The 13,201-nt window shown below is 74.6% G+C and carries 10 protein-coding genes; 8 read left to right on the top strand and 2 right to left on the bottom strand.

Annotated elements, in window-relative coordinates; all coding sequences use genetic code 11:
- Positions 1 to 75: 75 nt before the first annotated feature.
- Positions 76 to 1,614 (bottom strand): type VII secretion protein EccB, encoded by a 1,539-nt coding sequence (gene eccB, locus Q3W71_RS07245; protein ID WP_302918481.1) that lies wholly within the window; start codon positions 1,612 to 1,614, stop codon positions 76 to 78.
- 152 nt (positions 1,615 to 1,766) lie between these two features.
- On the opposite strand from eccB, the gene Q3W71_RS07240 reads away from it, so the two are divergent.
- Positions 1,767 to 2,936, top strand: a complete 1,170-nt coding sequence (locus Q3W71_RS07240) for a type VII secretion protein EccE (protein ID WP_302918480.1) — start codon at positions 1,767 to 1,769, stop codon at positions 2,934 to 2,936.
- A gap of 90 nt (positions 2,937 to 3,026) precedes the next feature.
- Here Q3W71_RS07240 and eccD read toward each other — a convergent pair whose 3' ends face one another.
- Complete coding sequence (eccD, locus tag Q3W71_RS07235; protein ID WP_302918479.1) at positions 3,027 to 4,424, bottom strand: type VII secretion integral membrane protein EccD; 1,398 nt, start codon at positions 4,422 to 4,424, stop codon at positions 3,027 to 3,029.
- Between the two features lie 169 nt (positions 4,425 to 4,593).
- Here eccD and eccCa point away from each other — a divergent pair, with 169 nt between their 5' ends.
- The 7 genes from eccCa to Q3W71_RS07200 all read left to right on the top strand — a co-directional run bounded on the left by eccCa (position 4,594) and on the right by Q3W71_RS07200 (position 13,145).
- Positions 4,594 to 8,556 (top strand): type VII secretion protein EccCa, encoded by a 3,963-nt coding sequence (eccCa, locus tag Q3W71_RS07230; protein ID WP_302918478.1) that lies wholly within the window; start codon positions 4,594 to 4,596, stop codon positions 8,554 to 8,556.
- Between the two features lie 53 nt (positions 8,557 to 8,609).
- Positions 8,610 to 8,867: a hypothetical protein gene (locus Q3W71_RS07225; protein ID WP_302918477.1), complete on the top strand. Its 258-nt coding sequence runs from the start codon at positions 8,610 to 8,612 to the stop codon at positions 8,865 to 8,867.
- A gap of 175 nt (positions 8,868 to 9,042) precedes the next feature.
- Positions 9,043 to 9,351, top strand: coding sequence for a WXG100 family type VII secretion target (locus tag Q3W71_RS07220; protein ID WP_167181107.1), 309 nt, complete (start codon positions 9,043 to 9,045; stop codon positions 9,349 to 9,351).
- A 28-nt stretch (positions 9,352 to 9,379) separates the two neighbouring features.
- Positions 9,380 to 9,658, top strand: coding sequence for a WXG100 family type VII secretion target (locus Q3W71_RS07215; RefSeq protein ID WP_088997174.1), 279 nt, complete (start codon positions 9,380 to 9,382; stop codon positions 9,656 to 9,658).
- Positions 9,659 to 9,740: 82 nt separating this feature from the next.
- Complete coding sequence (locus tag Q3W71_RS07210) at positions 9,741 to 11,225, top strand: S8 family serine peptidase (RefSeq protein ID WP_302918476.1); 1,485 nt, start codon at positions 9,741 to 9,743, stop codon at positions 11,223 to 11,225.
- A 33-nt stretch (positions 11,226 to 11,258) separates the two neighbouring features.
- Positions 11,259 to 11,825, top strand: a complete 567-nt coding sequence (locus tag Q3W71_RS07205) for a hypothetical protein (protein WP_302918475.1) — start codon at positions 11,259 to 11,261, stop codon at positions 11,823 to 11,825.
- 15 nt (positions 11,826 to 11,840) lie between these two features.
- Positions 11,841 to 13,145 (top strand): WXG100 family type VII secretion target, encoded by a 1,305-nt coding sequence (locus Q3W71_RS07200; protein WP_302918474.1) that lies wholly within the window; start codon positions 11,841 to 11,843, stop codon positions 13,143 to 13,145.
- Positions 13,146 to 13,201 lie beyond the last annotated feature (56 nt).

Here is a 13,201-nt window from a genome sequence, read left to right as displayed (position 1 = left end):
TCGATAACCGTTGCCGATGCTCAGGTTAGTCCACGCCCGCGAGCCGGGCGACCCGCCGTTCGCCCAGCGGGACGCTCACCCGCCGGCGGCCGGCGACGCGGTGCCGGTCGTGCCCGACGGGACCGCCGATCCGGACGCCTCCGGCGTGGCGGTCGCGGTCGGCCGCGCCGGGGCCGCCGGCGCCGGCGCCCCCTTCGCGTCGGGCTCGAAGAAGGACAGTGCGTCCTCCCGCTCCAGGGTCGGCCCGGTGGGGATCAGCGCCAGCAGCGACGCCGGCACCGCCAGCGGGGTGACACCGCCGTAGCCCAGGGCGGTCATCGCGTCGCCGGAGCGGGTGCCCAGCGGGTAGCGGACGCCCTGCGCGCTGATCAGGTAGACCGTCGATCCGGGTGCGGCCGTGCCGGTCTCCCCGGCGCCCGGCGCCGCCTGGACCAGCACGCCCTTGCCGCCGGGGAGCAGCACGGCGTCGGCGGTGCGGACCGCGTCGCGGCTGCCCTGCCGGACCGGCACCGGGCCGGCCTGGCTCGCGGTCAGCTCGGCCGGGGCCCGGTCGAAGACCTCCAGCGTGGTGGTGGGCGGCCCGCCGCCCGCCCCCGACCGGTAGGTCGCGCAGAGCACCGTCTGGCCGGCGCGGACCGGGTACAGCGCGGGCAGTGCCTGCGGCATCCCGGTCTCCTCCACCCGCTCCTCGGTCAGCAGCCGGCCGGCCTGGTCCGGGGTGATGTCGGTGACCGAGCCGCCGTCGCTGAGCAGCAGCAGCGCGGTGGGCTCGCCGATCGAGGCCAGGCCCTCCCGGGTGAGCACGTAGTGCTTGCCGGCGGCCCGGAAGACCTGCCCGATCCGGGCCGGCTCGCCGCCGACCTCGACGGTGCTGCTCTCGTCATCGCCGGCGATGGTGGGCTTGCGCAGGGCCGGGCCGGCCGGCACCGCGTTGACCAGTTGCTGGCCGACGGTGAGCGTGGCCGCGCCGGCCATCCGCAGCGCGGCGATCGCCGGGTCGCCCCCGACCACCTGGAGCCGGGCGTCGCCGGTGAGCAGGTGCCGCTGGCCGTCGACCGACACCAGCACCGCGCGGTCGCCCAGCGGCGCCCCGCCGGGCAGCGGCCGGTCGATCACCACCTTGGTGCTGGACCGGCGCGGATCGGCCGGGTCGGGGACGTCGCAGACCGACCACGGCAGGCCGGTGAGCGACTTGCGGTCGGGCACCGCGTCCGGCGCGCCGACGATGCCGACCGTGCGCCCGCGCGAGCGGTCCCGGATCGACGCCTGCGACATGGTCCGGATCTGCGGGTCCGCGGTGTTCAGGATCAGCCGGGCGGAGGCGTAGTTGAGCGTCGGGTACAGCTTGCCGTCGTCGAGGAAGACGTACGTCGCCCCGGTCTCCCGCTCGATCACCAGGGTGTTCGGCTCCAACGGCGCGGCGTTGCCGGTGAGCTGCCCGTACGCGCCGGCGCCGCCGAGCACCACCGCCGCCGCGATCACGCTGCCGAAGACCGCCATGCCGAGGCGCCGCATCGGCAGGTTGCTGGTCTCGGGGTCGCCCGACAGCAACGCCGAGACGATCCGGCGGGTGACGAAGCGGTACGCCTGCACCTGATCGCGGCGGGTCCGCATGACTTACCTCCGGCGGGGTGGGTCCGCGACGATCAGGTCCGAGTCGTGTCGCGGGCTTCCCTACGATAAGGGGCCGTCGACGGGTCACCGGGACCAGCGCCCCGGGCCCGGTCACGACGGGATGCCGCACCGTCCAGAAGGGACTGCCACCGATGACGCAGGTTCAGGCGCCACCCGGCCGTACGGCCACGGACCCGTCCGGCGGCGCGGAGCGGCCGGTCAGCCCGGCCGACCGGCGCGAACGCGGGCGGATCGGCCCGGTCGTGGTCGGCCAGCTGGTGGTGGTGGAGCTGTGCGCGGTGGCCGTCTGGGCGGCGCTGGGCGGGCCCACCTGGCTGGCCGGCACGGTGATCGCGGTGGCCCTGCTGGTGCTGATCGCCGTCTTCGCCCGCCGGGGCGGCCGCTGGTGGTACGAGGACCTGATGCTGCGGCGCCGGCTGCGCCGCCGGCGGGAGCAGGCCCGCAGCACGGTCGCGGCCGGCGGTGGCGGGGATCCGCGGCTGGCCGCCCTCGCTCCCGAACTTAATGTGATCGAACTCACAGACCGGGGCACCCGGCTCGGCATCGGGCAGGACGGGCAGGGCTGGTTCGCCGCGGTCGCGCTACAGGGCCGGCCGGGCGCGCCGGCCGGATCGGTGGAGTCGTCGGTGGTCGACCGCGCGCTGCGGGTGCTCGCCGACTTCAGCGGGCCGGTCACCCTCGCCCAGGTGGTCTCGCACACCCTGGTCTGGTACCCGGCGCCGGGCGCGCCGCCGGCGGCCCACCGTACGGTCTGGGTGGCGCTGCGGCTCTCGGTGCGGGACGCCCGGGTGGAGGCGGTCAGCCGGGGCGGCGGGATGCCCGGCGTGCACCGCACCCTCGCCGCCGGCATCGGCCGGCTCGGCAAGGCGCTGAACGCCGCCGGGCTGGCCCACCGCGCGCTCGGCCGGGACGAACTGCGTGCGGCGGTGATCTCGGCGGCCGGGCTGGACCTCGCCCCGGCGCCGCCCGCGGAGACCTGGACCGGCCTGCGCGGCGGCGGCTGGACGCAGCGCTGCCTCGCCCTGCGGGCCCGCGCCGGCACCCCGTTCGGCGCCCTGGTCGACGCGGTGACCGCGACCTCCGCGCCGTCGCACACGCTGGCCGCCGCGGTGCTGCCGGGCGGCCGGACCGCCCCGCTGCTGCGGGTGGCGGCGCTGGACAACCACGTCGAGGCGCTGGTGAAGGTGGTCCGGGACGTGGCCCGCCGCAGCGGCGCGCCGGGCCGCCTGCTGGACGGCCAGCACGCGCCGGGCGTCTACGCCACCGCCCCGGTCGCCGCCACCGTCACCACCACCAGCTGACCGCCACGCACTGTCGGTGACCAAGGGGTTCGCGTCGCCGGAGTCGGATTCCCGACACGAACCCCCTGGTCGCCGGGAGCGACCCCGGCGTCAGGGGCGGAGGTTGACGATCCAGCCGTAGAGGCCGAGGACCCAGACGGCCAGCGGCACCAGCGCGATGATCAGCATGATCTCCACGATGTCCAGCAGCCGGCCCCAGACCGGGGAGATCCGCTTGCCGGCCACGGTCAGCCCGTAGATCAGGCTCACCACGGCGGCCAGCAGCAGGCCGCCGAGGACCACCCCGAGACGTACCGCCAGCGAGCCGCCGGCGAACGCGGCGGCGGCCGCCAGGCCCAGCCCGGCGGTGCCGGTGACCAGCACCGGGGTGCGCTGGGCGCGGCCGAGGAACGGCCGGGCCCGCAGCAGCGACAGCAGGGCCAGCACGAGGCAGAGCAGCACCGCCGCCAGGCCGCCGTCGAGGGCGAGCACCACCTGGGCGCCGAGCACCAGCAGCGACACCATCCACAGCAGACCGGTCAGGAACGCGTCGGCCCGCTCGCTGAGCTGGAGCACCCGGCGCCCGTCCACCGACTCGGCGTCGGTCTTCAGGTCGTCGGGGCCGGTGGGGATGGACGGGACGGGCAGCCGGGCCAGCCGGTAGGCGGCCATCGGCAGCGCCGGCACGGCGCCGAACGCGACAGCGGCGACCACCGCCGCGGCGGCCGGCGCGCCGATGCCGAAGGCGAGGGAGAGCAGCGCCCCGAAGGCGACCGCGGCACCGACCCCGACCGCGCCGAAGAAGAGCGGCAGCCGGTCGCCCACCGCCAGCACCGCCACCGCGGCGCAGACCACCACCGCGGTGGCGGCCAGCAGCACGTGCGGCGCGGCCAGGTCGGACAGCGGCCGGTCGCCGGCGAGCAGCAGCAGGCCGCCGACGGCGGCGTGGCCGAGCCCCACCGCCCCGAGCACCGCGCCGGTGGCGCTGTCGCCGGCCGCCCGGGACAGCACCGCGGCGGTGACCAGCAGGGCCACCGCGACGACCAGCGCGGCCAGCGCGCCGGGCAGGTGCGGCGGGCCGAGGAAGAGCGCGGCCAGCGCGCCGGCGCCGAGCGCCGCCGCGGCGAACAGCACAGCGAACGACCGGGTGGTGCCGACCTGCCAGGCGCCCGGGCGCTGGTTGGTGGCGGTCGCCACCGCGTCCACCACGTCGTCGAAGACGATCTCCGGCGCGGCGGCGGCGCGCGGGTTGAAGTAGAGCACCTCGCCGTCGCGGATGCCCAGCTGGGCGGGGGTACGGCCGCCGTTGAGCGGCGGACCCCCGAGCCGCGACAGGCTCCACCCGCCGTGCCGCACGCCCTCGTCGGCCAGGTCCTCACCGGCGTAGCGCAGCAGGGTGGGGAGCAGGTCGGCGAGCGGCACGTCGGACGGGAGCGCGAGGTCCATCCGGGTCCGCGGAGCCACGATGGTGATCCGGCTCAGGCCGCCGGTCGCCGTCTTCGTCGCCACTGTGGCCTCCTCGCGCTCTTCTACGATGACCCGGGGCCGGCACGTCGTCCCCGTGGGTCCCTGACGCCCACGGGAGATTACCTACGATGGCGGGCACGTACGATGCCCACCCGACGACTCCGGTCGTTCGCAGGTGCTTCGTCAGGCCGCTTCTGGGGAGGAGACAGCCGTGAGCACGGTGGTGTTCCGCCGGCTCCCGCGTCAGCCGGGACCGGCCCTACCGCGTGGTGAGCTGCTGCTGGAGTCCCCACCGGAGCTTCCGGAGCCGACGCCCCGCGGGATGGGGCAGCTGCTGATGATCCTGCCGATGGTCTGCGGCGTGGGCGCGATGGCGTTCCTCTACGCCGGGCGCGGCGGCGGCATGATGACGTACGTCGCCGGCGGTCTGTTCGGCATCTCGATGCTGGGCATGGCGATCGGCTCGCTCAGCCACGGCAACAACGACAAGGCCGAGCTGAACGCCGACCGGCGCGACTACATGCGCTACCTGGCCCAGATGCGCAAGCGCACCCGGCGCGCGGCCGAGCAGCAGCGCGCCGCGATGGCCTGGCGGCACCCGGAGCCGGACGCGCTCTGGTCGATCGCCGCGTCCCGCCGGCTCTGGGAGCGCCGGATCACCGAGGACGACTTCGGCGAGACCCGGATCGCCACCGGCCCGCAGCGCCTCGCGGTGGAGATCGTGCCGCCGGAGACCAAGCCGGTCGAGGACCTCGAGCCGATGAGCGCCATCGCGCTGCGGCGCTTCGTCCGCGCCCACTCGACAGTGCCGGACCTGCCCACCGCGCTGTCGCTGCGCGCGTTCAGCCGGGTGGTGCTGCGCGGCGAGCGCGAGCCGGTGCTCGACCTGACCCGGGCCGCGCTCGGCCAGCTGGCCACCTTCCACGCCCCCGACGACCTGGTCATCGCGGTGGTCGCCGCGGTGGACCGGCAGGCCGCCTGGGACTGGGTGAAGTGGCTGCCGCACACCCAGCACAGCTCCCGCACCGACGCCGCCGGCGCCCGCCGGATGGTCTTCGCCCACCTCGCCGAGGCGGAGGAGGCGCTCGCCGCCGAGCTGACCGGCCGGCCGCGGTTCGCCCCGGAGGCGAAGCCGCTGACCACCATGCCGCACGTGGTGGTGGTGATCGACGGCGGCGAGGTCTCGCCGACCTGCCAGCTGATGGGGCCGGGGCTGCTCGGCGCCACCGTCATCGACCTCTCCGGCACCGTGCCCCGCGACGCCGGCCGCTGGTTGCTCTGCCTCGACGCGGGCGACGGCAGCTCGCTCGACCTGGTCCGCGGGACGTCCACGTCCCGGCTCGGCCGGCCGGACCGGCTCAGCGCCGCGGCCGCCGAGGGGCTGGCCCGGCAGATCGCCCCCTACCGGCTCTCCCAGCAGCAGGCCAGCAGCGACGAGCCGCTGGCCCGCAGCATGGAACTGCCCGACCTGCTCGGGGTCGGCGACGCCGCCGCGGTCGACGTGCAGCAGACCTGGCGGCCCCGCAGCCACCGGGACCGGCTGCGCATCCCGCTCGGCGTGGGCCCGGACGGCAACGTGGTCGAGCTGGACTTCAAGGAGTCCGCGCACGAGGGCATGGGCCCGCACGGCCTGGTCATCGGCGCGACCGGTTCCGGCAAGAGCGAGCTGCTGCGCACGGTGGTCGCCGCGCTGGCGGTGACGCACTCCTCCGAGGAGCTCAACTTCGTCCTGGTCGACTTCAAGGGTGGCGCCACCTTCGCGTCGCTGGAGGCGTTGCCGCACACCAGCGCCGTGATCACCAACCTGGCCGACGAGCTGCCGCTGGTCGACCGGATGCGGGACGCGCTGGCCGGTGAGATGAACCGCCGGCAGGAGGTGCTGCGGGCGGCCGGCAACTACGTCTCCCGGTTCGACTACGAGAAGGCCCGGGCCGCCGGCGAGCCGCTGGACCCGATGCCCAGCCTGCTGATCATCTGTGACGAGTTCAGCGAGCTGCTGGCCGCCAAGCCCGACTTCATCGACCTCTTCGTGATGATCGGCCGGCTGGGCCGGTCGCTCGGCGTGCACCTGCTGCTGGCCTCGCAGCGCCTCGAGGAGGGCAAGCTGCGCGGCCTGGACACCCACCTGTCGTACCGGATCGGTCTGCGCACCTTCTCGGCGGTGGAGAGCCGGATCGTGCTCGGTGTGCCGGACGCGTACGAGCTGCCGAGCGCGCCGGGTCACGGCTACCTGAAGACCGACACCAGCACCATGCTGCGGTTCCGGGCCGCCTACGTGTCCGGGCCGTACCGGGCGCCGGGCGAGCAGGCGTCGGCGTCGCAGGCGATGGTGCAGCGCCGGATCGTGCCGTACGGGGTGAACTTCGTGCCGGTGCGGCAGCCGCAGGTGCCGGTGGAGACCACACCGGAGCCGGAGCAGCCGACCGACGGCAAGGCCGTGGCCATGCTCGACGTGCTGATCGACCGGCTCAAGGGGCGCGGCAAGCCGGCGCACCAGGTCTGGCTGCCGCCGCTGGCCGAGCCGCCGAGCCTGGGCGAGCTGCTCCCGCCGCTGAAGGCGGACCCGACGTACGGGCTGTGCACCGCCACCTGGCAGGGCCGGGGCCGGCTCACCGTGCCGGTGGGCGTGGTCGACCGGCCGTACGAGCAGCGGCGCGACCCGATGATGGTCGAGCTGGCCGGCGCGGGCGGCAACGTGGTGATCGTCGGCGCCTCGCTGAGCGGCAAGAGCACCATGCTGCGTTCGCTGCTCGCCTCGCTGGCGCTCACCCACACGCCGCGCGAGGTGCAGTTCTTCTGCCTCGACTTCGGCGGCGGCGCGCTGCGCAGCCTGGAGGGGCTGCCGCACATGTCCGGGGTGGCCGGCCGGCGGGACACCGAGGCGGTGCGCCGGACGGTGGCCGAGGTGGTGGCCATCATCGACGAGCGCGAGGCGCGCTTCGCCCAGCACGGCATCGACTCGGTGGCCAGCTACCGGCGGCGCCGGGCGGCCGGCGAGTTCGCCGACGACCCGTTCGGCGACGTCTTCCTCGTGGTGGACGGCTGGAACACGCTGCGCCAGGAGTACGAGGAGCTGGAGCAGACCATCACCAACCTGGCCAACCGCGGGCTCGGTTTCGGCGTACACGTGGTGGTCACCGCCGTGCGGTGGGCGGAGATCCGGATCAACATGCGCGACCTGCTCGGCACCAAGCTGGAGCTGCGGCTCGGCGACGCGGCCGAGTCGGAGATCGACCGCCGGGCGGCGACGAACGTCCCGGAGAAGACCCCGGGCCGCGGTCTGACCCGCGACAAGTTGCACTTCCTGGCCGCGATCTCGCGGATCGACGGCCGCCGCGACATCGACGACCTGACCGAGGCCTCGGCCGCCCTGGCCGCGCACGTGGCGGCCAACTGGCCCGGCCGCCCGGCGCCGAAGGTGCGGCTGCTGCCGCGCAAGCTGCCCGTCGCCGAGCTGGCCCGGGTGGCCGACCGGTCGGCGCCCGGCCTGCCGATCGGCGTCAACGAGTCGGCGCTGGCGCCGGTCTACCTCGACCTGGCCAACGAGCCGCACCTGACGGTCTTCGGCGACGCCGAGTGCGGAAAGACCAACCTGCTGCGGCTGATCGCCCGGAGCATCACCGAGCGGTACACCCCGGCCGAGGCCCGGCTGGTGATCGCGGACTACCGGCGCGGCCTGCTCGGTGCCGTGGAGGGCGACCACCTGCTCGACTACGCCCCGTCCAACCAGGCGTTCGCGCAGGGGCTGGGCTCGATCCGCAGCGCGCTGTCCAACCGGCTCCCCGGGCCGGACGTCACCACCGCCCAGCTGCGCGACCGCAGCTGGTGGAAGGGGCCGGACCTCTACATCCTGGTCGACGACTACGACCTGGTCGCCTCGGGCGGCAGCAACCCGCTCAGCGCGCTGCACGAGCTGCTGCCGCAGGCCCGCGACATCGGCCTGCACCTGATCATCACGCGCCGGGTCGGCGGCGTGGCCCGGGCGCTCTACGAGCCGGTGCTGCAACGCCTGCGCGAGCTGGACTCGCCCGGCCTGCTGATGTCCGGCAACCGGGAGGAGGGCGCGGTCTTCGGCACGTTGCGGCCGAGCCCGCAGCCGCCGGGCCGGGGCACCCTGGTGCGCCGCCGCGACGGCCAGCAGCTGATCCAGACCGCCTGGTCCGAGCCGGTCTGATCCGGCGTCAGGCGGCCCTGACCGGGCACGTGAGAGGCGGGTGTGCCGTGTGGGTGGTCTGGTCGTTCGGGTACGCCCTCGCGGCCATTCCCGTCTTCCTCGGGCTGGGGCTGGTCGCGCAGCTCAGCGGCTCGGCGCGGGTGAAGCGGGCGATGGAGATCGTCGTGCTCAGCGCGGTCGCGGCGCTGGCCGCTCCGCTCGCCGCGACCGCGGGCGCCAGCCCGCTGCGGTGGGCCCTGGTCGGGCTGCTCGCGGTGACCTTCGTGGTCGGCGCGGTGCTGCACGTGAGATCATATTCACGCTTCTCGTGACCGGACGGCGCGCCGGATCGGTCGCGTTGGCGTCACAGTGGGCGAGACAGGGCTGCGCTCGCTGGACGCGGTCCGCTACGGTCTTCAGAGGAGTGTCCGTCGGTGGGGTGTTTGCCTTGCCGCGGGGGAGGGCGCGGCAGATCCGCCGCCACAAGGAGACGGAAGGGTGTGAAGCATGGCGTTCGAGGTCGAAGCAGCGACTCTGCATACCGCCGCGAGTGACGTGCGGTCCACGCGCAGCGAGGTCGACGGCGAGCTGAAGAAGCTGTGGAACGTGGTCGACGACCTGGCCATCGCCTGGAAGGGCCAGGCGTCCGCGGGCTTCCAGCAGCTCATGCAGCGCTGGAACGAGGACACGGCCAAGCTGCTGACGGCGATGGACAACATCGCCGACCTGCTCGACAAGTCGGGTACGACGCACCAGGTCAACGACGAAGAGCAGCAGCAGATGCTGGACAAGTTCCACTCTGCACTCAACCCGTGATCCGCCGAGACGAGCAGGGGAGGAACCGATGAGCATCAAGGTTGATTACGCAGTCCTGGAGAGCAGCAACCAGCAGATGCTGGCCATCTCGCGGACGATCGACGAGAAGCTGGACACGCTGCGGTCGATGCTGAGCAAGCTCCAGTGGGACGGCCAGGACCGGGCCGCCTACGAGCAGCACCAGGCGCAGTGGGACGCCGCCGTTCGGGACATCAACAAGATCCTGAACGACATCGGTGGCGCGGTGGGCATCGCCCGCGAGAACTACGTCAACACCGAGATGAGCAACGCCAAGGTGTGGGGCTGAGCGACCATCGACGCGGCTCCGGTCCGGTTCGACCGGGCCGGAGCCGCGGCGCGTTACCAGCCGTCGAGGTCCTGGGAGAGCGATGAACACGGAGCTGCGTCTCCGCCCACTGTGGAGGTCCGCCGTCGCGACGCTGGCGCTCGCCGCGCTGGCCGGGTCGGGAGCGCTCGCGGCCCCCGAACCGGCGCACGCCGCCGACACGGTACGCGGCCTCCAGTGGTACCTCGACAGCTTGAAGATCCCCCAGGCCCACAAGGTCAGCAAGGGCCGCGGCGTGACGGTGGCCGTCATCGACGCCGGCGTCGACCCGAACGTTCCCGACCTGCGCGGCCAGGTGCTGCCCGGCAAGGGGTTCGGCGCCGACGCGACCGCCGACGGGCGCGGCACCGACGACAAGATCAGCCACGGCACCGGCATGGCCGGCCTGATCGCCGGCCGGGGCGGCGGCAGCATGCGCCAGCTCGGCATCGCCCCGGAGGCGAAGATCCTGCCGATCTCGCTCGGCAGCCGGACGGAGGCCGACGAGTTGGCCGCCGGCATCCGCTGGGCCGCCGACAACGGCGCCGACGTGATCAGCATGTCGCTCGGCGCCCGCGGCCGACCGGGCCCCGACGAGCAGGCCGCCGTCCGCTACGCCCTCGACAAGAACGTGGTGCTGGTCGCCTCGGCGGGCAACCGCGAGCAGGGCGACACCAGCGTCCTCAACCCGGCCAGCATTCCCGGCGTCATCGCCGTGACCGGGCTGGCCAAGAACGGCGACTTCTTCAGCGGCAGCGTGGCCGGGCCGGAGGCCGTGCTGGCCGCGCCGATGGAGGAGATCATCACTCCGCGGCCGACGTCGGTCTCGTCCAACGGCTACAGCGTCGGCAGCGGCACCAGCGAGTCGGCCGCGATCGTGGCGGGCGTGGTGGCCCTGGTGCGGGCGAAGCACCCCGACCTCGACGCCGCCAACGTGGTGAACCGGCTGATCCGCACCGCCCGCGACGAGGGCCCGTCCGGCCGCGACGAGCAGTACGGCTTCGGTTCCGTCGATCCGGTCGCCGCGCTGAGCAACACGGTGCCGGCCGTCACGGCGCATCCGCTGCTGTCCGGCGAGGGTGCCCCGGCGGGCGCCTCGGCCGGGCCGGCGGCCACCGGCGCGGAGGACGACGACCCGGCGGTCTCGATCAGCGTCACCAACAAGACCGGCGCGATCATCCAGGTGGCGCTCTGCCTCGCCGTACCGCTGGTGGTGCTGATCGTGGTGATCGTGCTGGTGCGCCGGTCCCGGCGCCGCGCGGCCACCACCCCGGCCGGGCCACCACCCGGCTTCCCGCCACCCGGCGCGGCGCCGCACGGCTTCCCGCCGCCCGGCGCGCCCGGTGCGCCGCAGTTCGGCGCCCGCCCGCCCGGGCAGCCCGGCGGTCCGTACGTGCCACCGCAGGGCGCACCGGCGCCGGGCGGCTACCCGCCGCCCCCGGTGCCCGGTGGCTACCCTCCGCCGCCCGGAGCGGCGCCCGGCACCGCCTGGCCGCCGCCGGGGCCGGCCGGGCCACCCCCGCCCCCGCCGGGCGGGCACCAGCAGTAAGCCAGATCTTCAGTCGGCGACGGGGAGGAACCGATGACGAAGGACAGGACCGAGCAGCCGGACGACGTCCGGATCGACGTACCGAACGTACCGATCGGGCCGCCGCACATGGTGCCGCCGTTCGTGACGCTGGACGCCGTCACCATGGACAACGTCAACCGGGCCGAGGTGCCGTCCGGGCTGGTGCCGGGGTCGGACGACGCCGGCGCCAAGACCGAGTGGGACGCCTCCAGCCTGGAGAAGGCCAAGAAGTGGCTGGAGGAGACCGCCGACTTCATCCACAGCCAGTCGTACGAGATGGTGGAGATCTCCGACAAGATGGGCGGCACCGCGGCGGGGGCCGGTGGCGCCGGGATGGGCGGTGGCACCAGCCCGCTCGGCAGCTTCGACCGCGCCGGTGACCTGGCGCGCAAGCACAGCGGCCTGTTCACCAGCACCCAGCAGGGCATGCGTCAGCTCGCCCAGGATCTCTACAAGGCGGCGAACGCGTTGCAGAAGGTCAAGGAGAACTACGAGACGGCCGAGGGTGCCAACGCGATGTCGGCGGCGGAGATGCAGAACGCCTTCAACACCGCGTCCAGCAACCGGGGCAAGGCGTAAACGGGGAGGGTGGCCGTGCCGAGCTGGGAAGAGATGTGCAAGCAGATCGTCATCGACGGTCGACCGGGCGACGTGGCCAGCGCCGCGCTCGGCTGGGAGCAGCTGCTGAAGAACCTGACCACGGTCAAGGAGAGCCTGGAGACCAACGTCAAGGACCTGGGCGAGGTGTGGAAGGGGCCGGCGTACGAGGCCTTCAAGACCCACATCACCGGGCTCGCCAAGCGGGCCGGTCAGCTCGTCGAGGACGCCGAGAACCACAACGGCATCGTCCGGTCGCTGAACGACGCCGCTGACAAGCTCACCGCCGCGCAGCGGGAGTTCCCGATCCCGGCCAGCTGCGTCAACGACGTGCTCGAGGCCCGCAACGGCCGGCTGGTGATCGACACCGGCTTCTTCGAGATGAAGGTGAAGCCGGACTTCCTCGGCTTCCTCGACCCGATCACCTCGCTCGCCGACTGGATCAACGACAAGTCCGAGGAAGCGGCGAAGGTCTACAACCAGGTCAGTGGCGACTACACCACGATCGACTCGGGCACTCCGGGCCAGACCGGCCCGTTCACCTCGACCGACCCGACGGTCACCACGCCGAATCTGGATGGCGGCCCCGGCGCCGGCAAAACCGGCAGCGTGCCGGGCCTCGGCGGCTCGCCGTCGACCGGCGGCATCGGTGGCAGCCCGTCGCTGAGCGCCAGCGGCATGCCCGACACCGGCTCGCCGGGGATCGGTTCCGGCGCGCACCCCGACCTCTCCGGCGGGTACGGCTCCGGGGGCGCCGGGAGCTACCCCGGCTCCGGCAGCCTCGCCGACGACTACGGCAGCGGGCTGGCGGGTGCCGGTGGCGGTGGCGCTCCCGGCCTCGGTGGTGGCGGCCTGGGCGGCGGCCTGCCCGGCACGTCCGGCCTCGGCGCGGGCGGCGGCGGCCTGGGCGGCGGCGGCGCCGGCCTGGCCGGCGGCGGCATGATCCCGGGCGGCGGTGCGCTCGGCCGTCCGGTCGCGGCCGGCATGCCGCCGATGATGGGCGGCGGCGCGGGTGGCGCCGGCCGGGGCGGTGGCCGCGGTGGTCGGCTCGCCGGCGGTATGGCGCCCGCCATGGGCGGCGGCATGGCTGGCGGCGCGCGCGGCGGCGGTCGGGCCGGTGCCGCCGGCGCGGCCGGTGCGGGCGCGCGCGGCGCGGGCGTCCGGGGCGGCGGGGTCGCCGGAATGGGCGGCGCCGGCGGTGCCGGTTACGGCGAGGAAGAGGCCCCGCGCAACAGTTGGCTGGAAGAGGACGAGGACGTCTGGGGCGCGGACGGCGACGGCGCGCCCGGCGTGCTGCGCTGACCTCCACCCGAGCGCCGTCCACCGCCCCCCGGCGGCTGGGCGGCGCTCGGCGTTTC

Source organism: Micromonospora sp. C28SCA-DRY-2 (genome assembly GCF_030519475.1).
In the GTDB taxonomy this organism is placed as follows: domain Bacteria; phylum Actinomycetota; class Actinomycetes; order Mycobacteriales; family Micromonosporaceae; genus Micromonospora.
The sequence above is the reverse complement of the archived record's forward strand: the minus strand, read 5'-3'. Positions and strand labels throughout refer to the sequence as shown.

Coding starts and splice junctions, on each gene's coding strand:
- Q3W71_RS07240 (WP_302918480.1), top strand. CDS start 1,767: ATGACGCAGGTTCAGGCGCCACCCGGCCGTACGGCCACGGACCCGTCC.
- Q3W71_RS07220 (WP_167181107.1), top strand. CDS start 9,043: ATGGCGTTCGAGGTCGAAGCAGCGACTCTGCATACCGCCGCGAGTGAC.
- Q3W71_RS07215 (WP_088997174.1), top strand. CDS start 9,380: ATGAGCATCAAGGTTGATTACGCAGTCCTGGAGAGCAGCAACCAGCAG.
- eccB (WP_302918481.1), bottom strand. CDS start 1,614: ATGCGGACCCGCCGCGATCAGGTGCAGGCGTACCGCTTCGTCACCCGC.
- Q3W71_RS07210 (WP_302918476.1), top strand. CDS start 9,741: ATGAACACGGAGCTGCGTCTCCGCCCACTGTGGAGGTCCGCCGTCGCG.
- Q3W71_RS07205 (WP_302918475.1), top strand. CDS start 11,259: ATGACGAAGGACAGGACCGAGCAGCCGGACGACGTCCGGATCGACGTA.